The organism is Niabella insulisoli (assembly GCF_039652435.2).
Classification (GTDB): Bacteria; Bacteroidota; Bacteroidia; order Chitinophagales; family Chitinophagaceae; genus Niabella; species Niabella insulamsoli.
On sequence record NZ_CP190246.1, the window covers coordinates 4220319 to 4241550 of the forward strand.

The window sequence follows — 21232 nt, forward strand, 5'->3', positions numbered from 1 at the left end:
ATGGCTTTGACCGACCAATGAAGCGCGTTATAACATGGCAAACCGCCGTTAAATCTCAAAAATAAACTGAATGAAATTTTTTTTCCTGTTGTTGTTAACTACCTGTAGCATTTGTTCGACGGCACAGCAATTTGAAACCACAAAAGATCGCACGGGCCGCAAAATGCTGAAAGGGTTTGTGACCGACAGTGTGTTGAGAGCCGATTCTGCCGCTTTTAAGTGGTATGTCGATAATGAAAAAGTGTATGTGCCGGCCGACTCCATTATTAATAAGTTTTCAGCACAGGACAGCAGCGTTTCGTTCATGGTTTTTTTTGGCACCTGGTGCCCCGATTCGCATTATGTAATACCGCGGTTTTATAAAATAACACATCAGGCAAACATCGACCCCAGGCGAATTACGCTGTTTGCGCTCGACCGGACTAAAAATGATGCCGCTCATTTTGCCGCCAACTTTAACGTGCAACATGTGCCCACCATCATCATCCTAAAAAATGGAAAAGAAATGGGGCGCGTTGTGGAATACGGAAAATCGGGACGGTTTGATGAAGAGTTAGCCGCGGTTTTCAATTAGCGCCGTCTTTGGCAACCATAATAGCCGTTTGTTTACCGGCAGCGATAATTTGAAGCGATTCCATCAATTGAATAATCTCCATATTTACCGATTGTTTTACCAGATTAAATTGTTGAATATTTTTCGGATCGGTGTAAAAGTCGCCCGTAATAATTTGCGCATTCGCGGTAATCTCTGTGAAATAAAGATTATAATTTTCAATAGCGGGTTTGGCCAAAATATTCCTGATGCCCGACAGCAGCGCTTCTAATTTTTCATGAGGCGTATCAATCGCCAGTTCGAGCCTTATGTCGCCACGCCGTTGCGTGCGATTACTAAGGTTATCCAAAACGCTGTCCACCATTTGCTTGTTAGGAACCGTAATATAGGTTTTGGCATCTGTACGAATACGCGTGCTGCGCAAACCAATACGTTCTACCACGCCGCTAAAATTATTTACTTTCACCGCGTCGCCGGTTTCAAAAGGTTTATCAAAAAATATAATAAAAGAAGCGATCAGGTTTTCCAGGCTTTCCTTCAACGCCAGTGCGATGGCGGCGCCGACGATGCTCAGCCCCGTTACGAGGCCTTTAATATCATAATTAAAAGTATATTTCAAAATCAGCAGCGCGCCGATAAGGCCGATCAACACTTTTATAAAATCCTTAAAAAAGAAGACCAGCTGATGATTGCCGGGATCGCCGCTCCGCATGTAGCGGTCTTTAATCAGCAGTACCACGAAGTCCATTGACTTTATCAGGAACCGGAAAAAGGTAATGATGATCAGCGCTGAGCCCATCATCCTGAAAAGCTCCTGCAGCCTTAGTTTATAAATGCTGATATCAATTGCCGACGGAAAATGAAGCCGGTCTAAGGCGATCACTGTGACCAGGACGGCGATAAACACGCCAAGGGGCTTTGCCACCAGGGTTTTAAAGAAAACCGGATCTACATTTTTATAGCGGCTTCTTAGTAAAAAAGCAAAAAAGGCAGCCGTATAATGAGCGATGATCCTTTTAAATAAAAAACAAAAAAAGATAATAGATCCGACGATCAGATAGCTTTGAACGGTATTGTCTAAGATCACCTGATTCAAAATTTCTTCCATTGCTACGGTTTAAATTTCACCAAATGTAATAAGCTATTTTTATAGATGAACTGAAATATCAGCAGCCACGCTAACTTTGGCGCTTAAACGAAAAAGGCAATGGCGGATTGGGAAGGAAAATCCAGGGGCAACAAAACCGGCTACGGAATATTTATCAGCGTGTTGAAAGCGCTGGGCGTTGTTCCGGCTTATCTGCTTTTGGTTTTTGTGGCTGCCTACTATTTTCTTTTTAGCTGGCGCTCTTCAGGGTTTGTATGGTCTTATCTCCGGCAACGACAAGGTTTTACATGCTTTCAGTCTATCCTTAAGTTATATAGCAATTATTATTGGTTTGGCCAGGCAATCATTGATCGCATTGTAATGATGGCCGACATCAAAAACCGTTTCACCTTTACATTTGAAGGAGAAGCGCATCTGCGGGCAATGGTCGAAAATGGCCAGGGCGGTTTGCTTTTGAGCGCGCATATCGGCAACTGGGAAATCGCCGGCCATTTACTCAAAAGGCTCAACACAAAAATCAACATTGTAATGTTTGACGGGGAACACCAGCAGCTCAAACAATATTTGGAAAACACTACAGGGCAGCGAAATGCTAATATCATTGTCATCCGCGACAATCTCTCTCATATTTATGAAATAATCGATGCGCTAAATAATAATGAACTGGTTTGCATGCATGCCGACCGTTTCCTGGAAGGGAATAAAACCCTCACCATGGATTTTTTAAACGCCCCGGCCAAATTTCCCCAAGGGCCTTTTGCGCTGGCGACAAAACTCGATGTGCCCGTGTCGTTTGTTTTTGCCATGAAGGAGTCGCTGTCTCATTATCATTTCTTTGCAACGCCCGCCGTCGCCTATAAACATCAACCGCAGGCTTCGCCAGAAATGGTTTTGGAAAAATTTGCCGCGGCCATGACAAAGCAGGTAAAAGCCTATCCTTCCCAATGGTATAACTATTACGATTTCTGGAAATAGAATGGCTCCGCAAAATCCTCAAGTTTCCTTACTTTTAACTTTTAATCATTCTTCTTGAGTATTTCTAAAAATATACAGTCCTATATTCCGCAGCGAAAGCCTTTTGTATTAATTGATACGTTAGAGTCTTGTAGCGAAACGAGCGCTTCAACCGCATTTACGGTAAAAGACGATCATGTTTTGGTGCAAAACGGCGTTTTAACAGAGCCGGGCCTGATTGAAAATATCGCTCAAACCGCTGCCGCTCATATGGGTTACACTTGCCAGCAGCAGCAAAAGCCGGTGCCGGTTGGTTTTATCGGAGCTGTACAGAATTTGAAAATCACAAGTCTTCCTAAAACCGGCGACCAGCTGGTAACGGCCATTACCGTCAAAAATCAAATCTTTAATGCAACGATTATTGAAGGCGCCATTTCGGTAAATGATGAATATATTGTCTCTTGCGAAATGAAAATCTTTATTGCTTAGTTGCAGAAATATTCCAACTTATTCATGAAAACGCTCAGCCATACAATCGAGGTTTTAATCCGCTTTAACGAGGCCGACCCCTTAGGAATTGTGTGGCACGGCCATTATATCCGTTATTTTGAAGATGGAAGGGAGGCTTTTGGGAAAAAGCATGGCATGGGCTACATGGATTTTTTTAAAGAAAACGTGGTGGTGCCCATTGTTCATGCGGAGTGCAACTACAAAAAATCTTTAAAATTTGGAGATACGGTCCTGGTCGAATCAACCTATCATCCTTGCGAAGCAGCAAAGATTATTTTTCACTACCGCCTGTTTAAAAAGTCGGATAACAGCCTTGTAGCTACCGGAACAACCACTCAGGTTTTTTTGGAACGGGAATCTCAAACCTTAATATTGAACAATCCGCCGTTTTTCCTCGAATGGAAAAAGCAAATGGGGCTTTTTTAAAGTTTCTTTTATGCGCTTCACCTCTAACTTTTTAACGCTGATTGTTGCTATAAAAACATTGTTTGTATGAGGCCTGTGTATGTAGTAGCCGATCATATTATTTCGCCCCTTGGAGCTGACGCAACCGAAAATTTTGATCATATTAAAAGCGGAAAGTCCAGCGTGCAACAACACGCGGCAGGCGCGCGCAGCGACAAGGCTTTTTATGCATCGCTTTTTCCTGAGAGCTTCTGGAGCGACAGACCAAAAGGAGGCCTTACCAACTTTGAATGGCTGTTAACAAGGTCCATTACGGAAGCGATGTCTGAAGCGGGCATTCCAAAACCCGACACTAAAACCGGCCTGATACTTTCATCGACAAAAGGCAACATTGGTCTTTTAGAGCAGCATGAAATTTCAAAAGAACTGAAGGACAACATCAGCCTTACTTCTTCTGCTGAAAAAATAAGAGCGCAACTGGGGTTCTTCTCACCACCCGTTATCATTTCTCATGCCTGCATCTCCGGGCTGGTTGCCCTGATCACCGCCAAACGCATGATTGAAGCAGGCCTGCTGGACACAATAGTAGTTGCCGGCGCCGACCTGATCACCAGGTTCATTCTTTCCGGGTTTCAATCCTTTCAGGCGGTTAGCGACGAGCGTTGCCGGCCTTTCGACGCTGCAAGAAAAGGCATCAACCTGGGAGAAGCGGCGGCAACAATCATTTTATCCTGCCACAAACCCACCGGGGAAATTAGCGTTAGGCTCGCCGGCGGTGCGGTAAGCAACGACGCTAATCATATTTCCGGCCCTTCCCGAACCGGAAAGGAATTATATGGCGCCATCAAAAACGCGATGAAAGAAGCCGGAATTTCAGCCGCCGACATCGATTTTGCATCGCTTCACGGAACGGCAACGGTTTATAACGATGACATGGAAAGCAAAGCCATCCATCTGGCCGGATTGCAATCTGTTCCGGTAAATAGTTTGAAAGCCTATTTCGGCCACACGCTGGGCGCGGCCGGATTGATCGAAAGCATTCTGTCCATACACAGTTTAAAAGAAGATATTATTTTACCAACAATGGGTTTCCAAACGCCGGGCACAGCGGAAAATATAACCGTTTGCAGTACCTTGCAACGCAGCCCGCTTCAGGTGTGCCTGAAAACGGCGTCAGGGTTTGGTGGTTGCAACGCGGCTGTATTATTTAGGAAGGAAAAACCGGATTAAATTACCTCCCTTTGAAAAACATCAGTACAACTAAAACATCAAAATAGCAAAACTTAAAAATGATAGATTTTTACAAACAGGAACAAAAAACTGCGATTGAGGCCAAACATATGGCGCAAATTATTGCCCATGGACCCATCCTTTTTCAGGTTGCAAAAGTATTGCGCGATAAAGGGATGCTTCAGGTTATAGAAGATGCCAAGTCAGAAGGCATCACACTCGCCGACATATGCGCGAAAGTAAAGCTTAGCGAATACGGCGTTCGCGTGTTGTTGGAAGCCGGCCTGGGCATGCACCTCGTAAAATATACCGAAGACGAAAAATTTGCCATCACAAAAACCGGCTATTTTATCCTCCACGACCCGCTTACAAAAGTGAACATGAACTTTGTACACGATGTGTGTTATAAAGGAATTTTCCATCTCGACGAAGCGATCGAAACCGGGAAACCTGCCGGCCTAAAAGAATTAGGCGATTGGAACACGGTCTACGAAGGCTTATCACAACTGCCTTCCCATATTCAAAAAAGCTGGTTTGAATATGATCATTTCTTTTCCGATATCGCTTTCCCTGAAGTGATCAAACAAGTATATGCTGAAAACATTAAAAAGCTGCTGGATATTGGCGGCAACACCGGCAAATGGGCGTCGGCGTCGGCCACCCATGGCGAGAATATTCATGTAACCATCATGGATTTGCCGGGCCAGGCAGCCATGGCAAAAAAACGGATCGCCGAGCTTGGGCTTTCTGATCGCGTAGCGTTTTACCCCTGCAATATCCTCGACGAAAGCGTTCCTTTTCCAGAAGGGTTTGACGCCATTTGGATGAGCCAGTTCCTCGATTGTTTTTCGGAAGACGAAATTGTATCAATTTTAAAAAGATGCGCCGGCTCGATCGATGACGATGGGCTGGTATTGATTTTGGAAGCCTTCTGGGATACCCAGCGCTTTGAAACTTCCGCTTTCTGTATTCAGCAGCTGTCGATTTATTTTACAGCAATAGCCAATGGCAATAGCCAGATGTATGACAGCAGGGTTTTTAAACAATGCATTGAAAAAGCAGGCTTTGATATTGTGGAACAAATCGATGGCATTGGTTTAAGCCACACGCTTTTAAAATGTAGAAAGAAAAAATAGTTGTAGCTTACCTGACCGATCATAAACCTCTTCAAAAAAATAATATGTTACCTGAAAAAGTTGATGTCCTTGTAATCGGTGCCGGCCCGGCAGGAACCGTCGCCGCATCGATTGTAAACCAGGCCGGTTATAAAGTTAAAATTGTTGAAAAACAGCAATTTCCCCGCTTTGTAATTGGTGAGAGTTTGCTGCCGCGCTGTATGGAAGCGCTTGAAGAAGCCCGGTTCCTGGACGCTGTAAAAGCACGGGGCTATCAACGAAAAAACGGGGCAAAATTTGAGAAAAACGGAAAAATCTGTAACTATTTTTTTGACGACCAGTTTACCGAAGGTTGGGGCTGGACCTGGCAGGTGCCCCGCGCCGACTTTGATCATACGCTGGCCAAAACCGTGGAAAGCCAGGGGGTGAGCGTTGCTTACGAGACGGGCGTAACTGGTATTGTTTTCCACCCGGATGGGACTTCGACCACAACAATAACAGATAAAGATGGAAACACCAGCGAAATCTTTGCGCGTTTTATCATCGACGGAAGCGGATATGGGCGCGTGATTCCAAAATTGTTTGGCATGGAGCGGCCTTCCAACCTGCCGCCGCGAAAAGCAGTGTTTACACATATTGCAGATAAAAACCGCTCGATGGATGATGAGCCGGATCGCATTACAATTATCGTTCACGACAAAGCCGTTTGGATTTGGGTGATTCCCTTTTCTTCGGGTATTACCTCGGTGGGCTTCGTTGCCGACGCCGGTTTTTTCGATCAATTTAGCGGTTCCAGCGAAGAGGTGATGCGAGCGCTGATTGCTTCGCAGCCTTATATCGCGACGCGCATGAAAGACGCCGATTTTGTATTTGAGCCCAAAACGTTGCAATCATGGTCAGCCACTACCGACAAGTTTTACGGGGATGGTTTTGTGTTGACCGGCAATGTAACCGAATTTTTGGACCCTGTATTTTCTTCCGGTGTGACGCTCGCCACCGTGTCGAGCCAGATTGCCGGCAAACTGGTGGTTAAAAAACTAAAGGGAGAAGCAGTGGATTGGGATGAGGAATACATGAAAATCATGCAGCAGGGCGTCGACACTTTCCGAAGCTATGTGATGGCCTGGTATGAAGGCACGTTAGATACCATCTTCTTTGCCGACGATCAGGATCCGGATATCAAAAGGAAGATTTGCTCTGTTCTGGCCGGCTACGTGTGGGATACCGATAATCCTTATGTAAAGGATCACGCAACGGCATTAAAAAAGCTGGCGAAAACAATTCATTTAAGAGATAGTATTAGTTATATCAACAACGGCTTCAAAGACCCCGAACCATCTTAACTTGAAGATAAACGATTTATATATCACCCAGGCAGTTTGTATTAAGGAGGGGAAACTGGTTCATAATAATCTTGAGATAGCCCTCAATCGGCCCGAAAACAAAGACTTTTTTCAAGTGCTCTATGATGAGTTAGAAATAGACTATCCCAGGTTTTTTAAAATGGACGCAATGGGTAAGCTGGGAATTGCAGCCGGTCATCTGCTGCTGAAAGATTTTGCCATAAATATTTACCAGACTGAAGAATTAGGGATCGTGCTGTCCAATCGGAGCGGCAGCATCGAAGCGGATGTCAATTATTTTGAATCGGCAAAAACTTTTCCGAGCCCATCACTTTTTGTCTATACACTACCCAATATTGTTATCGGCGAAATAAGCATCCGCTATGGCTTTAAAGGCGAAAATGCTTTCTTTATCAGTGAGCAATTTAATGCAGAATGGATGGTATTTTATGTCAACGACCTGATGGAAAACCGGGGCATACGCGCCTGTATCTGTGGTTGGATTGACGTTCAGGACGGGCAATATGATGTGCGGTTATTTTTAATCGAAAAGGGAAAAAATAATGGCCTTAACTTTACAGCCGGGCAATTGGACCGGATGGGCGCAACGGCCTAACTATCCGGGCGCGCGTCGCGGCTAAAATCGCAGATAGCAAAACAAAACAAATTATTAAAGAAGAATTGGATGGATAAGAAAGACCTGATTTACCAGTTAAAACAGCAGATCATCAAACAATTAAATCTGGCTGATAAAAAGCCCGAAGACATCAAAGATGATGATCCTCTTTTTGTAGAAGGTTTAGGCCTCGATTCGATCGATGCCTTAGAGCTGATCGTTTTATTACAGCAGGAATATCAGATCAAGCTTAAAAATGCTGAAGAAGGGCAAACAATTTTCAGATCTGTCAACACGATGGCTGATTATATTTTAGAGCAACAAGCGGGTGCTGCCAACTGATATGGCGGCTCCGGTTTACATAGCAGGTGTTGGCGTTATTTCTGCCATTGGCAATAACGTCGCTGAGAACCTGGCCGCGCTTAGCGAAAGCACTGCAGGCATGGGCGCAATGGATCGGCTGCAATCGATCCATAAAGATACGCTGCCTGTCGCCGAAGTAAAACTTACCAACCACCAGTTAGCTGCGCAGGCCGGCTTATCTCCCAATATCAGCCGCACAGCGCTTTTAAGTACCATAGCGGCCCGGGAGGCTGTTCGCAACGCGGGTGTCGCTTTAGATGATTGGCGCACCGGGTTTATCTCTGCCAACTCCGTCGGTGGGATGGATTTGACGGAAGGCTTTTTTGAAACGTTCTTAAAAGATGAAAGCAGCGGGCGCTTGCGCGATGTTGTGCATCACGAATGTGGCGCTGTCACTGAAGTTACGGCCGACGCCCTTGGTGTAAAGGATTTTGTTACCACTGTGAGCACAGCTTGTTCTTCGTCTGCCAATAGCATTTTTTTGGGCGCGCGCCTGATTCGCCAGCAACAGCTGGATGTTGTAATCGCTGGCGGAACAGATGCATTGGCCAGGTTTACCCTCAATGGTTTTAACACTTTGATGATATTAGACAGCGAGTTCTGCCAACCCTTTGATGAAAACAGAAGAGGCCTGAACCTGGGCGAAGGCGCGGGCTATGTAGTCCTTGTTTCAGAAAAGGTAGCCGCAACGCTGGCGCAAAAACCCAGTGTAAAAATCAGCGGTTGGGCCAATGCCAACGATGCCCATCATCAAACCGCGTCCTCGCCGGAAGGTAAAGGCAACCTGCTCGCTATGAAAGGCGCCCTGCAAAAAGCAGGATTGATCCCCCGCGACATCGATTATATTAATTTACACGGCACCGGAACCGGCAATAATGATATTGCCGAAGGCACTGCCATCAAAACGTTGTTTGAGGGTCACTATCCCGCCATGAGTTCTACAAAATCTTTCACAGGGCATACACTAGGCGCCAGCGGCGGCATCGAAGCTGTGTTTTCCGTATTGGCTATACAACAGGGTTTGATATTCCCCAACCTTCGCTGGCAAACACAGATGAAAGAATTGCCGTTTCGCCCGGTAACTCAGCTACGCAAAGCGGCGATCAAACATGTGATGTCCAATTCCTTTGGATTTGGCGGTAACTGTAGCTCGCTGATCTTCAGCTCCACGGACGATGTGTGACGAAACGCCTTCATCTAAAGCAGTGATATCAAAAGCAAAAAACAGCGAACTATAAAGTCCGCTGTCATATTCTTTTCTAAGCGATAACCGGCGTATCGAGCTTTTTTTTAGAGTTTATTGCTAATAATTGCATCGCCGGTATATTTGTCATTTCATATAATTTCGTTGCATTGTTAAGTATGCCTGAAACGTCCATATATATTTTATCGGCCAGTGCTGTGTCGCCCCAGTCTTCCTTTGAAGCAATGTTGGCGGCGCCTCAAGTGTATAGCGGCGTCAGGTTTGCCTGCGTAGAGCCCGACTATGCGAAATATGTAGATCCGAAATTAATTCGCAGAATGAGCCGGATCATTAAAATGGGCGTAGCCGCGGCTTCGGAAGCGTTGCAGCAAGCATCTATCGACATGCCTGACGCCATTATCACAGGCACCGCTTACGGATGCCTGGCAGATACAGATCAGTTTTTAAGCCGGATGGTTGAATTTAAAGAAACCCTCTTGTCGCCAACCGCGTTTATTCAATCGACTCACAACACCGTTGCGGCTCAAATAGCGCTGATGCTCAAATGCCATCATTACAACAATACTTATGTGCACCGCGGATCATCGTTTGAAGCGGCCCTCACCGATGCTGCATCTCTTTTAACATCAGGCGAAGCCGGTAACGTTCTGGTTGGCGCCGCCGATGAGCTCACCGAACACAGCTTTAAAATTTTAAATCGCTTCGGTTTATACAAAAAAGATGGGCTAAGTTCATCGCTTATAAAAAGCAGCACTAAAGGGACTATGGCTGGCGAGGGCGCCGCTTTTTTTTCCATAGCGAATGAAAAAAAGAACGCACTTGCGCAACTTTGCGCTTTTAAAACAGGCTATAAAACAATCGATGCAACTTCCTTCATCGACGGCTTTCTTGATGAAAACGATCTGAATCTTTCTGATATCGATTTGATCATCACTGGCCAAAACGGCGACATCAGCGAAGAGGCGCACTACCAGCAGCTTATGGCATCCCGTTTTGAAGATAAGAAGACGGCCGCCTACAAGCAGTTTTGTGGGGAATACCCCACTTCCACCGCCTTTGCCTTTTGGATGGCTGCGCATATTTTGAAAAACGGAACTTACCAGGATCAACCGGTAAAAAGGATTTTGATTTATAACAATTATCTTTTGCAATACCCGTCGCTCTATTGCCTTTCCGCATGTTAAACTTCAGGCTCACCAATATCATTTTTGGGATGCTGATGCTGGCGCTTGTTGCGATTGACTTTTTTATTTTTCTGCCCGTCTATTGCTATGGCATTTTGATTATTGCCTACCTGCTGGCGCTTTTCCTGGGAAGCTACCGGGTGAATTCTCAATTTTTTATTCCTACTATTTGCCGGGCGCGCATTAACGAAAAAAAAATTGCGCTCACGTTTGACGACGGGCCATTGCCCAAACACACCCCGCGTATTTTAGAAATGCTGCGCGCTGAGGGCGTCAAAGCTACTTTTTTTTGTATCGGAAAAAATGCCGCTGCCAACATCGATTTGCTGAAACGGATTCATGAAGAAGGCCACAGCATTGGCTCTCATAGCTTCGCGCATGGTTTTTGGTTTGATCTGCTTTCGGCAAAAGCTATGACCAAAGACTTAAAGCAGCTACACGAACTGATCAAAACAACAATCGGCCAGGATGTAAAATGGTTCCGGCCGCCCTATGGTGTTACAACGCCGAATTTAAGAAAAGCAGTTGAACAGATGGATTACGCGGTTATCGGCTGGACCGTCAGATCGATGGACACGGTAGCCAGAGATAAAGAAGCTTTGCTTGACAAATTAAAACGTGCGTTAAAGCCCGGCCACATTTTTTTATTTCACGATTCTGCGGGCGTTACAGCCGATATACTTCCTGATTTTATACATCATGCACGATCTGAAGGTTACGAAATTGTGCCACTCGATCAATTATTAAATTTACAACCCTATGTTGGTAGAACAGCTTTACGAAATAACGCAGTTTAATAGCGATAGCAAAGCGCTATCGGCCACCCTGTCAATCAATGCGGCGCATCCGATTTTTGAAGGCCATTTTCCTAATCAGCCTGTTTTGCCCGGTGTTTGCCAGGTGCAAATCGTCAAAGAGTTGCTCGAACAAGCCGTTCAAAAAAAATTACAATTATCGGCGGCTGCTCAATGCAAGTTTTTACAGATGGTTGATCCGCGATCGATAAATAATATTGAGGTAAATATTAAATATGATCTGGACGAAAAAGAAGTTGCATGCAATGCGGTGTTGCAATCGGAGGAGAAAATATTTCTTAAAATGAACGGGACGTTTACGATTGTTTAACGCTTCCTGTCAGAGAAGCAATTTGAAAGGGCGTTATCGTTTAATGCCGCCGATCAGATGCACAACGATATTATCCTCCATTTCCTGCGCGGTGTGGGTTTTCGCGCTGCGCTGCCAAAACTCCAGTCCGCGAACAGAAGACAGGATATTTAATACAACCACGTAGGGCATCAGCGATTTCAATTCACCTTTTTCAATACCTTCCTCAACGATCGCTTCCATTTTTTTCACATAGTCCCGGCGATGCATCGCGAAGCTGGTGAGTTTTTCCCCTTCAAGGTGCATCCATTGGCTAACCATTACCGAATACTCTTCAAAGCGGTTCATCATCATTTTTGTGTGAAAACGGATAAGCGACTCGATCTTTTCCAAAGCCGTGCTTTTAGACTGGTCGAGATTGGTCAAATGGAGTTGGCATTCATCAGAAACACTTCCGATAATTTCTTCAAGAATCTGGGCCTTAGACTGGATATGGTTATAAAGACTGGCGGCTTCAATACCTATTTGCTCAGCGAGGTCGCGCATGGAAGTAGCGGCAAATCCTTTTTCCCTAAACATGGACGCTGCCGTTTTGAGAATGATTTCCTTTTTTGCTGATTTTTTGCGAGCCGTCGTACCCATATTTCAAAACTATGTCTTTTCTCTCAATTCTTTCCAGGAACTATTTACAGGTGCACCATTGCTTTGATAACGCCTTTGGCAGGATCCAGCAAGGATTCAAATTCGGCCTTTAGCTGATCAAACCCGATCGTATGCGTAATATAAGTTTTGGGATTTACTTTCCCTGCTTTCATACTTTTAATGACGTGCTCAAAGTCTTCCCGCGTGGCATTACGGCTGCTCATCAACGTCGTTTCTCTTTTGTGAAACTCCGGATGGCTAAAAGAAAAGGGCTCTTTTTGCAGGCCGATGAGCACATAATTTCCACCATGGGCCAGGTAGTTGATCGCGTTATTGATTGCCCGCAAATTTCCGGTTGCATCGATAACGGCGGTAGCCATATCGCCACCCGTAATTTCCTGAAGTTGTTGTACAACATCGCTATCCATTGCATTTACAGTGGCATGTATGTTCAGGTTTTCTTTGCAAAACCGTAGCCGTTGCTCATTTACGTCGAGCGCAATCACTTTCGCACCTGCGATGCGGGCAAACTCCATCGTTCCCAAACCAATAGGGCCGGCGCCAATTACCAAAACAAAATCGTCTTCCTGCACGCCCGCTCTCCTGACGCCGTGAGCCCCTATCGCCAACGGCTCGACAAGCGCAAGTTCGTCAAAGCCAAGCCCTTCACCATGCAGCAAATATTTTGAAGGAACAGAGATATATTCTTTCATACCCCCATCCACGTGAACTCCAAACACCTGAATATTGGCACAGCAGTTAGGTTTTCCTTTGCGACATGCGATACATGTTCCGCAACTGAAATAAGGAATAACAGACACTGCATCTCCTTTTTTAAAGCCGGGCGCGTTATCAAAGTCGATCAACTCACCTGAAAGCTCATGCCCCAAAATGCGCGGGTAATTAAAAAAAGGCTGTGTTCCTTCATAAGCATGAAGGTCGGTTCCGCAAATTCCAATGTTTTTAATTTTTATTAAAGCATGATCCTTTTCGACAGTGGGCGCGGCGATGTCTTGATATTCGAATTGGCCTGGGATGGTACAAACTAAAGTTTTCATTTTGCAAATAGTTCTATAAGTGCGGGTAATTTTGATCAATAAGTCCTTCTTCTTTCATCCGGCTCCAAAACGCCGCAGGAATTTCAATGTTGGCCATCTCAATATTTTGGCGAACGCGGTTGGGATTGCTGCTGTTTAAAGCAATACTTTTTATGCCCGGCACGTGCAGGCCAAAATAGATTGCAGCAGCCGGAGGGTTGATGTTATACGCTTTGCAAATTTCATTGAAGCGATCCCGCCACTCGTAATATTTTTTATGTTCCGGATTATCGGGATGAAGTTCTGTGTAATTGAAAAAATCACTGCCCATCAAAAACCCGCCATGAAACACCGCCGAGTTGATAATCGTGATATTTTGCTGATGAAGGTTTTCAATAAAATCGACAAGCTCTTTGGGGTGGTTGTAAATGGTGTAAGAATTAGCGATCATCACCCAGTCCAGCTTTACATCTTTTGAGATCTTTTCTATCGACCGCCAGTCTTTCGCGCCAATTCCCACGCCGGCCACAACGCCTTTAGCTTTCAATTCAGCCAGTGCGCGATAAGCTTCCAGAATATCATGATACCGCTTTTCGTAGTCGGCCTCATTTTTCGCTGCCGCGAGATATTCATCCGGGTCATGCACTGAAGCAAACTGAGATTCATAGTCGCCCAACAAGTTGTTTCCGTCTTCGAAACAGTGCAGGATACCGTCATAGCTGATCTTCTGCTCTGCATCGTATTTAAGGTTATGCCATACGCCGGGCTCAAATGTAGGCTCGGGCGTTGTCAACGGTTTTCTCACCCAGGCCAGCTTATTGCTGATCAGCACTTTTGACTTTTCAATACCTAATTCCTGCAGGCACTGCCCCAGCACTTCGAGCGCCAGGCCCGCGCCATACTTGCCGGCGCTGTCAAACATTGGGACGCCAGGGCTCGCATCGATATAGGCTTTTACAATCGCCGTCTTTTCAGCAAAAGGCATTTCTTTATAAATATTTCCCAGCGAAGTGGTTCCTGATATAACTTTTGGTAATTCGATCTGCATACGTTTTAAAAATAAATGATGATGGCCTAATGATTCTTTAAAAGGGGCATAAAGATAACTTCAATCTTAAATAAATGATGACAAAAAAATTATAATACTTAATAGCCACCTATTTGTAAATTGCCGGTATATTCCTTGCTACTCCCTGTTTTCCGAAAAAGAAAAATTATCAAAACATAAGCTATGTATAAAAAATTTTTATTGGCCTTTTTACTAATTACAGCTGGCAACGTCCTGCAAGCCCAGCCTTTCGACGCTTATCAAAAAAAATATTATATCAATGCAGCCGACACATTACCCTACCGCCTGCTTTTGCCCGAGGGTTTTGACGCCACAAAAAAATATCCCTTAATTATTTTTCTGCATGGCGCAGGCGAGCGGGGCAGCGACAACAACAAACAATTAACGCATGGTGGCAACCTGTTTCTTAAAGAAGCAAACAGAAAGCAACACCCCGCCATTATTGTGTTTCCACAATGCAGCCAGTCTTCTTATTGGAGCAATGTTCAAATTGCAGGCGCGGGCAAAGACAGGCATTTTGATTTTCAGGTAGGAGGTTCGCCGACAACTCCTATGCGCCTGGTTATGGAGTTGATGAAGCAATTGATGGATACTTACCGCATTCAAAAAAAACAGGTCTACGTAATGGGCTTAAGCATGGGCGGTATGGGCACTTTTGAATTGGTCAACCGGATGCCGAAAACTTTTGCGGCAGCCATTCCTATCTGCGGCGGCGCCAATCCTTCCATTGCAAAAAATTTGCGAGAGACTAAATGGTGGGTTTTTCACGGAGGAAAAGATGATGTGGTGCTTCCGCAATACTCAGAGAAAATGGTTGCAGCAATGAAAGCAAATAAGGTAGATGTTAAGTTTACATTATTTCCTGAAGCTAACCATAACAGCTGGGATGCAACGTTTGCCCAACCGGGCCTGCTTGAGTGGCTGTTCAGCCAAAAACGCCGGCGCTGCCTGGGTATATTCTGATTTTTTGCTGCCTTAAAAATGTGTTATTTTAGTTCGGCACAAAAAACTTTTTTAAGTAAATTTGTGTTAATGCTAAAGCGGTATGTAATTTGCTTTAGTTCAGAGCCCGTTTCTATATAACGATGCCCCCGCTATTTTTTTATTAGGAAAAATTTATTTGGAATGAAGAAGTGTACTCTAGGATTGATAGGACTAATGGTGATCGGTGTTGCTGCAACGACCGTAGCCTGCAAAGTGCGCCAGAAAAAATCGATGCGCAGGTTGTCGCAAGCCGCCGAAGAAGGTTATGAAACTGCGCACGATATTATCTATCCTAACACGGCTCGCTCTAAACGCAATAAACTGCGGTACGGACCGGTTTATTAATGGCTCTCCTGAAATCTGCTTATATTACAAACGCTAAAAATTAGTTAAGCCAAAGCGATTTTATAACACCATCGATGCGTAAATTTTTGCAATACTTACTTCGGCGACCAATTTTATGGTTGTCAGAAAAGTTTGCTTCAAGACCTGATAAAGAAAAAATTTACGACGCTTTAACCAGACTGCATGCCCACATCATTGACGATCCCGGGAAAAAAGGATGCATCGTCCCTTTTGAAGATTTTGATGGCCGCTTTATTATATTTTCTGATCAACATAAAGGCAACCGCAACGGAGCCGATGATTTTGTAGCCGCGGAAACCAGCTATCTCGCAGCTTTGCAGTATTACAATAACGAAGGCTTTTGCTTCATTAACCTTGGCGACTGCGAAGAGCTTTGGGAAAATCTTTTCTGGCAGGTCAAAAAAGCCTATCAAACCTGTTTCGAACTTGAAGGCAGGTTTCTATCCCGAAACGCCTTTATAAAAATTTTTGGTAACCACGACCTCTATTGGGCCAACGACCCGCTGGCCTCTTTCGAACTCGAAAATATTTACAAAAAAAAGGTAAAAATTTATGAAGGCGTTATACTGACCACAGAAGTCGAAGGAGCGCCGTTGCAAATATTTTGCACGCATGGCCACCAGGGCGATGCTAACAGCGATGGTAATTGGTTTACAAAATTCTTCATTGCCCGGATATGGGCGCCGCTTCAGTCTTACTTACATATCAACCCCAACGAGCCTTCTAATAATATTTTCAAAAAAACATTGCATAATGAAATCATGTACGAATGGAGCGCCTCTCAAAAAAATATGTTGCTGGTAACCGGCCATACCCACCAACCCGTTTTTGAATCGCTGACACATATTGAGCGCTTGCGGCGTCAGATGAAAATGGCTGAAACGAATAAGGACGTGACTCTTATCGCCAAAATCAATGATGAAGTAAAGACCTATCAGAAACGTTTTGACACCATCACCGAAGATTTTTCACAGGTAAAACCCAGCTATTTCAACACGGGTTGCTGCTGTTTTTCTGATGGCGATATCACCGGCATAGAAATAGAAGGAGGCTTTATTCGCCTTGTAAAATGGCAGAGCAAAACAGACAAGGCTTCAAGAATTGTTTTGGAGGAAAAAAGGCTTGCGGATTTGGTTTAAGACAAAGTTCGGCTGAATGTTGGTTCAAATTTTTCAACCCTTCAAAACCATACCTTTATTTTTTCAGGAGCATAAAACTATGTTGCCTTCCCTGATACAAATTATAAATCACCACCTGATCGATACGGGTGAGATTGTGTTCGTTTTTATATAGCTTATCAGGAAGCGCCTGGTTGGCGAGCGCCCGGCAAGCCAGCCAAACCGCAAATGACGACGAGGTAGGATATTCGCCGGTAAGATGTTTATACCGCACGACAGGAATAGACGAACCAATTGCGTATTCACAGGTCGCGTAAAATGGCAGGAATCTTCGATCACCATTTTCTCCACTTATAAAAATGGTATGGTTGACATCGGCAACCTCATTTGAAAGAAAACTTCTAAAGCGGCTTTCAACTTCGTCTTTGTGGGTAGTGTGAAAGATTTCAACCGCTTCAAGTTTTGCCACAGCCTCCCGGGCATCATCTTTTACCACAAACATCGCAGCGCCTTCTCCCGCAATGGTTGCGTTCGTTTCGGCCATATACAAATCAGCGTTTGATTTTTGTGTATCGTACCAGCCGGCCAGCCGGTCGATGTTGTAGTTATAGGAAGATATTTCGTCAACGCCGCCCACCAGATAACTTTTCCCCGCGTTTTCTTTGATAAGCATACTGGCGTCTATAAGCGCATTTTCAAAAGCCAGCCCATTGTGAACATGCGTGGCATTATAAGCCCTGTTTTTTGTAATCAGGCTTAGCTGCCCCGCAATGGCATTGGGTGTGCTTTGTACAAAACTTGCCGGAGTTAAAAGGCCTTCCTCATAGTCGATAATCTGGTTCAGAAAGTTGATACAATCCTCCATGCCGCCGTTAGCGGTTCCAACGATGATGCCGTCGATATTTTCTTCTTTCAGAAGCGGAAGCCCTGCGCCAATGCCCATCCGGACCGCTTTGCTCATGCGCCGCAGCATGGAAGGGGGAACACCTTCGAGCACGGGCTCTATCGCACGTAACTTTCCTTCGGCAGAAGGCGTCACGGCTTCCAAAAAAGAGGTTTCCGTGGGCTGAGGCGATATGCAGGTATGACGATGAATGTACATGAATCGGGTATGGGGCTAAAACTTGTTTGCTCAAACTTTAGAAAATATCAGTGAAGTGCAGTTTCCACCAAATCCAAAAGAGTTTGACATGATATGCGATAGATCGCGCTTATTATAAGAAACAACGGGCGTCAGCTTTGTTGTTTCAATTTCTTTTTCAAAATGTAACGACGGATATACTTCCTGGTGCTGCAGGCTTAAAATGCTATAAACCGCTTCTACTGCGCCTGCGGCGCCCAATGTATGCCCGGTATAAGATTTCGTACTGGCGAACTCAGGAACCGTCTCAAAAAGCCGCTGCATCGCTACGCTTTCAGTTTCATCATTGTTTTCCGTGGCCGTACCATGCGCATTGATGAAATCAATGTTCCCGGGCTGTAACCGGGCGCTGTCAAGCGCACGCTTCATGCTAAGATAAGGTCCCTCGCCCTCGGCCGACGTAGAGGAAGGGTGGAAAGCATCGTTGCTGTTGCCGTAACCAGCCACCACCGCATATTTGTTTTTTTCCAGCGCGCCTTCTTCTTTTTCGAGGATAAGAAATGCCGCTCCTTCGCCCAAGTTCAGTCCCTTTCTTTCTACGTCAAAGGGCCGGCACAATTGATCCGACAAGATCATAAGGGCATTAAACCCGTTGACAGTATATTTTGAAAGACTGTCAACACCGCCCACAATCGCCCGATCTGCCATGCCGTTTCTGATCAGCCTTGCGCCATACATGATAGCATTGGCTGAAGAGGAGCAAGCCGTGTTAAAAGTGTTGACGATACCTTTAACATTAAACTGTTGCTGTAAAAAGCTGGTATTAGCGCTGTTTGAATAGGATTGTAAGTAGCCCGAGCCATTGGAAGACGTTGCATTCGCGTCGGCATACATTTCATCGGTGAGGCACATGCCGCCCACCGTGCTCGCGCCAATCAAAGCCGTCTTACTGCTCTGCAATGTTTCATTCGACCATTGGGCATCTGCGATGGCTTGCCGCGCACTGTGGAGTGCCAGCAAATCTGTTCTCGTTGCAGCAAGCGGATCAATATGCAGTTTTTCTGCAAGGGCTTCGGTTGAAATATTGATTTCGGCCAGCGGTAGCGTTTTTGTGTACCGGCTTTCAAAAAAGCGGGCCCGGCCGATACCTGTTTTTCCCTGTTGAAGGGCGCTGCGATTTTCTTCAGCCGTATCTCCAAGGGCAGTAATGATACCAATACCGGTGACTACAATTCGGCTCACGAAAAATTTATTTTGTGCGATGTTCCTCGATATAATCCACCATGGTATTCACGCTGGTTAAGATTTTCCGTCCTTCTTTGGGATCCTGAATATTGATGCCATATTCGCGGGAAAGCATCACAATCAGCTCGATAGAGTCGATAGAATCTAAACCAAGGCCTTCTCCAAACAGAGGCTCGTCATCCTTGATATCGGCAGGATTCACCGTATTGAGGTTCAGAAATTTAACGATCTGTTCTTTAACCTGTTGCTTCAGCGCTTCTTTTTCCATGTTGCCTATTTAAAAGTCTTAAGTCTCAAAAATAACAACTTCACGACAAAATTGCCCATTTTTATGAAACTATGGGCCGCCCGTCAGCAGATTCGGACGTAACTTTGCGGCGTAAACAACTGACAATTATTTTTGTTGTATAAAAAAAGATTATTGTGCGAAAGAAAGTCATCTACTATTTAGTTTTTTTTGGAATACTGACGCTTGTGTTTTACGGGATTGCATCCTGGTTTATTCCCGGTTATAACGATCGAAAGCTGGAGCCCATCAGTAAGGTTGCGCCGTTTCGTTTTACCAACCAGAATGGCAACGCCTTTACAGAAGCCAATGTCGCAGGCAAAGTTTATGTTGCCGAGTTCTTTTTTACTACCTGCCCTGGTATTTGTCCGATGATGAACGACAATATGAAGCAGGTATACGCTAAGTTTAAGAATGAGCCCGACTTCCGTATTCTGTCTTATACCTGCGACCCTGAAACGGATAGCGCTGCTCAATTAAAACATTATGCGGACTCGCTGCAGGTAAATACAGAAAAATGGGTCTTCCTGACCGGACGTAAGGATAGCCTCTACAATATGGCCCGGCTAAGCTATTCGGTTGATGATCCGGCCAACAATCTCACCAGCGCGGAAGATGATTTTCTGCACACTCAGTATTGGGCGCTGGTCAACAAAAAAGGAGAAGTGATTAAAATTTATGATGGTTTAAAACAACGAGAAATTGATCAGTTACTAAAGGATATCGAAAAGGAATTAAAAGCTGCCTGACATGAAAAATGTTGCAACAATTTTAAAAGAAAATAATTTAAGCGTTACGGCGGGGCGTCAAAAAATACTTCAGTTGTTTTTAAACAGCGGGGGCGCCCTTGCACATGCCGATATTGAAAAGAATGCCGGGGCCCATTTTGACCGGGTTACCATTTACCGAACGTTACAGGCGTTTGTGGACAAGGGCCTGATCCACACGATTCCGTCTACCGATAATACGATCAAATACGCGCTATGTAAAAACGATTGCTCGGAAGGGCATCATCACGACCACCATGTTCATTTCGTATGTGATATCTGTCACAATACTTATTGCCTTGATGATGTTGTAACGCCAAAAATTAACTTACCCAAAGGATATCTTTCGTCCGAACTGGAGGTGGTAGCAAAAGGTGTTTGTAAAAACTGTCATTCGTAAAAAAAAGCCCTGACGTAGACACGTCAGGACTTCTGATTAATGTTTTGACTAACCACTAAATTAAAACGATTTTTTAAAATCTGCAAAAAAATCTACTGGTTTTTAGCAAAAAAAATGTTATTCCTTCTTCCCTCCCACAAGAGAGTATAAAATTGAGGAGCCGATCGACAATAAAATGCTGAAAGCCAATGCCCACCAGAAACCATCTACCCTGGCGCCCTGAAAAAAACTTTCCGCCAGCAACACCATACAGGCATTGATCACGAGAAGAAAAACGCCCAATGTTAACACCGTCACAGGAATGGTAAGAATCACCAACACCGGTTTCACTATCGCATTTAACAAGGCCAACACCAATGCAAAAAGCGCCGCAGTTTTCATATCCTGAAAATGCACACCGCTCAGTATGTGTTGAAGCAGATATGCAATGAGGCCGGTTATGAGGACTTTGAGAATAAAATTCATTTGACTTTCAATTTATAACATTCGTTTCAAGGATTAGCTAAATTAGGATATTATTATTTTATTGTAATTTTTTAGATCACATT

The 21232-nt window shown here is 44.7% G+C and carries 26 protein-coding genes; 18 read left to right on the forward strand and 8 right to left on the reverse strand.

Going from position 1 to position 21232, the window contains the following annotated elements; genetic code table 11:
• The first annotated feature begins 70 nt into the window (after positions 1–70).
• Positions 71–574, forward strand: a complete 504-nt coding sequence (locus ABDK00_RS17925; RefSeq protein ID WP_346235953.1) for a thioredoxin family protein — start codon at positions 71–73, stop codon at positions 572–574.
• Here ABDK00_RS17925 and ABDK00_RS17930 read toward each other — a convergent pair.
• On the reverse strand, positions 567–1661 hold the full coding sequence (locus ABDK00_RS17930; RefSeq protein ID WP_346235952.1) for a mechanosensitive ion channel family protein: 1095 nt from the start codon (positions 1659–1661) through the stop codon (positions 567–569). The two genes, ABDK00_RS17925 and ABDK00_RS17930, sit on opposite strands and share 8 nt — an antisense overlap.
• Positions 1662–1760: 99 nt before the next feature.
• Between ABDK00_RS17930 and ABDK00_RS17935 the strand changes: the two genes are divergently transcribed.
• The 12 genes from ABDK00_RS17935 to ABDK00_RS17990 all read left to right on the forward strand — a co-directional run bounded on the left by ABDK00_RS17935 (position 1761) and on the right by ABDK00_RS17990 (position 11710).
• Positions 1761–2636, forward strand: a complete 876-nt coding sequence (locus ABDK00_RS17935; RefSeq protein ID WP_346235951.1) for a lipid A biosynthesis acyltransferase — start codon at positions 1761–1763, stop codon at positions 2634–2636.
• A gap of 54 nt (positions 2637–2690) precedes the next feature.
• On the forward strand, positions 2691–3104 hold the full coding sequence (locus tag ABDK00_RS17940; protein ID WP_346235950.1) for a 3-hydroxyacyl-ACP dehydratase: 414 nt from the start codon (positions 2691–2693) through the stop codon (positions 3102–3104).
• A gap of 24 nt (positions 3105–3128) precedes the next feature.
• Complete coding sequence (locus ABDK00_RS17945; protein WP_346235949.1) at positions 3129–3551, forward strand: acyl-CoA thioesterase; 423 nt, start codon at positions 3129–3131, stop codon at positions 3549–3551.
• Between the two features lie 66 nt (positions 3552–3617).
• Positions 3618–4760: a beta-ketoacyl synthase N-terminal-like domain-containing protein gene (locus ABDK00_RS17950; RefSeq protein ID WP_346235948.1), complete on the forward strand. Its 1143-nt coding sequence runs from the start codon at positions 3618–3620 to the stop codon at positions 4758–4760.
• A gap of 59 nt (positions 4761–4819) precedes the next feature.
• Complete coding sequence (locus tag ABDK00_RS17955; RefSeq protein ID WP_346235947.1) at positions 4820–5896, forward strand: class I SAM-dependent methyltransferase; 1077 nt, start codon at positions 4820–4822, stop codon at positions 5894–5896.
• Positions 5897–5940: 44 nt separating this feature from the next.
• Positions 5941–7218, forward strand: a complete 1278-nt coding sequence (locus tag ABDK00_RS17960; RefSeq protein ID WP_346235946.1) for an NAD(P)/FAD-dependent oxidoreductase — start codon at positions 5941–5943, stop codon at positions 7216–7218.
• Between the two features lies 1 nt (position 7219).
• Entirely contained in the window at positions 7220–7834 is a 615-nt protein-coding gene (locus tag ABDK00_RS17965; RefSeq protein WP_346235945.1) for a hypothetical protein, read from the forward strand.
• Positions 7835–7903: 69 nt separating this feature from the next.
• The gene (locus tag ABDK00_RS17970; RefSeq protein WP_346235944.1) at positions 7904–8176 is read left to right on the forward strand and encodes a phosphopantetheine-binding protein; all 273 of its coding nucleotides are present in this window, start codon (positions 7904–7906) and stop codon (positions 8174–8176) included.
• A gap of 1 nt (position 8177) precedes the next feature.
• Positions 8178–9380 (forward strand): beta-ketoacyl-[acyl-carrier-protein] synthase family protein, encoded by a 1203-nt coding sequence (locus tag ABDK00_RS17975; RefSeq protein WP_428400352.1) that lies wholly within the window; start codon positions 8178–8180, stop codon positions 9378–9380.
• Between the two features lie 179 nt (positions 9381–9559).
• Positions 9560–10585 carry a beta-ketoacyl synthase chain length factor gene (locus ABDK00_RS17980; RefSeq protein WP_346235942.1) on the forward strand — a complete coding sequence of 342 codons (1026 nt, stop codon included), beginning with the start codon at positions 9560–9562 and terminating at the stop codon, positions 10583–10585.
• Complete coding sequence (locus tag ABDK00_RS17985) at positions 10579–11382, forward strand: polysaccharide deacetylase family protein (RefSeq protein WP_346235941.1); 804 nt, start codon at positions 10579–10581, stop codon at positions 11380–11382. Before ABDK00_RS17980 ends, ABDK00_RS17985 begins: the two co-directional genes overlap by 7 nt.
• The gene (locus ABDK00_RS17990) at positions 11345–11710 is read left to right on the forward strand and encodes a 3-hydroxyacyl-ACP dehydratase (protein WP_346235940.1); all 366 of its coding nucleotides are present in this window, start codon (positions 11345–11347) and stop codon (positions 11708–11710) included. Before ABDK00_RS17985 ends, ABDK00_RS17990 begins: the two co-directional genes overlap by 38 nt.
• A 33-nt stretch (positions 11711–11743) precedes the next feature.
• Here ABDK00_RS17990 and ABDK00_RS17995 read toward each other — a convergent pair whose 3' ends face one another.
• From ABDK00_RS17995 to ABDK00_RS18005, 3 genes are read right to left on the reverse strand one after another with little or no spacing between them, the layout of a single operon-like run.
• Positions 11744–12331 carry a TetR/AcrR family transcriptional regulator gene (locus tag ABDK00_RS17995; protein WP_346235939.1) on the reverse strand — a complete coding sequence of 196 codons (588 nt, stop codon included), beginning with the start codon at positions 12329–12331 and terminating at the stop codon, positions 11744–11746.
• A 44-nt stretch (positions 12332–12375) separates the two neighbouring features.
• Entirely contained in the window at positions 12376–13389 is a 1014-nt protein-coding gene (locus tag ABDK00_RS18000) for a zinc-binding alcohol dehydrogenase family protein (RefSeq protein WP_346235938.1), read from the reverse strand.
• Between the two features lie 13 nt (positions 13390–13402).
• A complete protein-coding gene (locus ABDK00_RS18005) occupies positions 13403–14416 on the reverse strand; it encodes an aldo/keto reductase (protein WP_346235937.1) in 1014 nt (337 codons plus the stop codon).
• Between the two features lie 183 nt (positions 14417–14599).
• On the opposite strand from ABDK00_RS18005, the gene ABDK00_RS18010 reads away from it, so the two are divergent.
• The 3 genes from ABDK00_RS18010 (at position 14600) to ABDK00_RS18020 (ending at position 16926) form a co-directional block, all read left to right on the forward strand.
• On the forward strand, positions 14600–15400 hold the full coding sequence (locus ABDK00_RS18010) for a prolyl oligopeptidase family serine peptidase (protein WP_346235936.1): 801 nt from the start codon (positions 14600–14602) through the stop codon (positions 15398–15400).
• Between the two features lie 162 nt (positions 15401–15562).
• Complete coding sequence (locus ABDK00_RS18015) at positions 15563–15766, forward strand: hypothetical protein (protein ID WP_346235935.1); 204 nt, start codon at positions 15563–15565, stop codon at positions 15764–15766.
• 74 nt (positions 15767–15840) lie between these two features.
• Positions 15841–16926, forward strand: coding sequence for a metallophosphoesterase (locus ABDK00_RS18020; RefSeq protein ID WP_346235934.1), 1086 nt, complete (start codon positions 15841–15843; stop codon positions 16924–16926).
• Positions 16927–16981: 55 nt separating this feature from the next.
• Here ABDK00_RS18020 and ABDK00_RS18025 read toward each other — a convergent pair whose 3' ends face one another.
• Genes ABDK00_RS18025 through ABDK00_RS18035 form a run of 3 tightly spaced genes read right to left on the reverse strand, consistent with a single transcriptional unit; the run spans position 16982 to position 19499 of the window.
• Positions 16982–18007 carry a beta-ketoacyl synthase chain length factor gene (locus ABDK00_RS18025; protein ID WP_346235933.1) on the reverse strand — a complete coding sequence of 342 codons (1026 nt, stop codon included), beginning with the start codon at positions 18005–18007 and terminating at the stop codon, positions 16982–16984.
• Positions 18008–18037: 30 nt separating this feature from the next.
• On the reverse strand, positions 18038–19228 hold the full coding sequence (locus ABDK00_RS18030; protein WP_346235932.1) for a beta-ketoacyl-[acyl-carrier-protein] synthase family protein: 1191 nt from the start codon (positions 19226–19228) through the stop codon (positions 18038–18040).
• Between the two features lie 7 nt (positions 19229–19235).
• Entirely contained in the window at positions 19236–19499 is a 264-nt protein-coding gene (locus ABDK00_RS18035) for a phosphopantetheine-binding protein (RefSeq protein WP_346235931.1), read from the reverse strand.
• 155 nt (positions 19500–19654) lie between these two features.
• On the opposite strand from ABDK00_RS18035, the gene ABDK00_RS18040 reads away from it, so the two are divergent.
• Together ABDK00_RS18040 and ABDK00_RS18045 are read left to right on the forward strand one after the other, a co-directional pair.
• A complete protein-coding gene (locus ABDK00_RS18040; RefSeq protein WP_346235930.1) occupies positions 19655–20266 on the forward strand; it encodes an SCO family protein in 612 nt (203 codons plus the stop codon).
• 1 nt (position 20267) lies between these two features.
• Positions 20268–20684 (forward strand): Fur family transcriptional regulator, encoded by a 417-nt coding sequence (locus ABDK00_RS18045; RefSeq protein ID WP_346235929.1) that lies wholly within the window; start codon positions 20268–20270, stop codon positions 20682–20684.
• Positions 20685–20801: 117 nt separating this feature from the next.
• On the opposite strand, the gene ABDK00_RS18050 is transcribed toward ABDK00_RS18045, so the two are convergent.
• A complete protein-coding gene (locus ABDK00_RS18050) occupies positions 20802–21149 on the reverse strand; it encodes a phage holin family protein (RefSeq protein ID WP_346235928.1) in 348 nt (115 codons plus the stop codon).
• Between the last annotated feature and the right edge of the window lie 83 nt (positions 21150–21232).

Coding starts and splice junctions, on each gene's coding strand:
- ABDK00_RS18000 (WP_346235938.1), bottom strand. CDS start 13,389: ATGAAAACTTTAGTTTGTACCATCCCAGGCCAATTCGAATATCAAGAC.
- ABDK00_RS17925 (WP_346235953.1), top strand. CDS start 71: ATGAAATTTTTTTTCCTGTTGTTGTTAACTACCTGTAGCATTTGTTCG.
- ABDK00_RS18035 (WP_346235931.1), bottom strand. CDS start 19,499: ATGGAAAAAGAAGCGCTGAAGCAACAGGTTAAAGAACAGATCGTTAAA.
- ABDK00_RS17970 (WP_346235944.1), top strand. CDS start 7,904: ATGGATAAGAAAGACCTGATTTACCAGTTAAAACAGCAGATCATCAAA.
- ABDK00_RS18010 (WP_346235936.1), top strand. CDS start 14,600: ATGTATAAAAAATTTTTATTGGCCTTTTTACTAATTACAGCTGGCAAC.
- ABDK00_RS17985 (WP_346235941.1), top strand. CDS start 10,579: ATGTTAAACTTCAGGCTCACCAATATCATTTTTGGGATGCTGATGCTG.
- ABDK00_RS18020 (WP_346235934.1), top strand. CDS start 15,841: ATGCGTAAATTTTTGCAATACTTACTTCGGCGACCAATTTTATGGTTG.
- ABDK00_RS17955 (WP_346235947.1), top strand. CDS start 4,820: ATGATAGATTTTTACAAACAGGAACAAAAAACTGCGATTGAGGCCAAA.
- ABDK00_RS17945 (WP_346235949.1), top strand. CDS start 3,129: ATGAAAACGCTCAGCCATACAATCGAGGTTTTAATCCGCTTTAACGAG.
- ABDK00_RS18025 (WP_346235933.1), bottom strand. CDS start 18,007: ATGTACATTCATCGTCATACCTGCATATCGCCTCAGCCCACGGAAACC.
- ABDK00_RS18005 (WP_346235937.1), bottom strand. CDS start 14,416: ATGCAGATCGAATTACCAAAAGTTATATCAGGAACCACTTCGCTGGGA.
- ABDK00_RS17990 (WP_346235940.1), top strand. CDS start 11,345: ATGTTGGTAGAACAGCTTTACGAAATAACGCAGTTTAATAGCGATAGC.
- ABDK00_RS17975 (WP_428400352.1), top strand. CDS start 8,178: ATGGCGGCTCCGGTTTACATAGCAGGTGTTGGCGTTATTTCTGCCATT.
- ABDK00_RS17980 (WP_346235942.1), top strand. CDS start 9,560: ATGCCTGAAACGTCCATATATATTTTATCGGCCAGTGCTGTGTCGCCC.
- ABDK00_RS18050 (WP_346235928.1), bottom strand. CDS start 21,149: ATGAATTTTATTCTCAAAGTCCTCATAACCGGCCTCATTGCATATCTG.
- ABDK00_RS17935 (WP_346235951.1), top strand. CDS start 1,761: ATGGCGGATTGGGAAGGAAAATCCAGGGGCAACAAAACCGGCTACGGA.
- ABDK00_RS17930 (WP_346235952.1), bottom strand. CDS start 1,661: ATGGAAGAAATTTTGAATCAGGTGATCTTAGACAATACCGTTCAAAGC.
- ABDK00_RS18045 (WP_346235929.1), top strand. CDS start 20,268: ATGAAAAATGTTGCAACAATTTTAAAAGAAAATAATTTAAGCGTTACG.
- ABDK00_RS17950 (WP_346235948.1), top strand. CDS start 3,618: ATGAGGCCTGTGTATGTAGTAGCCGATCATATTATTTCGCCCCTTGGA.
- ABDK00_RS17995 (WP_346235939.1), bottom strand. CDS start 12,331: ATGGGTACGACGGCTCGCAAAAAATCAGCAAAAAAGGAAATCATTCTC.
- ABDK00_RS17960 (WP_346235946.1), top strand. CDS start 5,941: ATGTTACCTGAAAAAGTTGATGTCCTTGTAATCGGTGCCGGCCCGGCA.
- ABDK00_RS18015 (WP_346235935.1), top strand. CDS start 15,563: ATGAAGAAGTGTACTCTAGGATTGATAGGACTAATGGTGATCGGTGTT.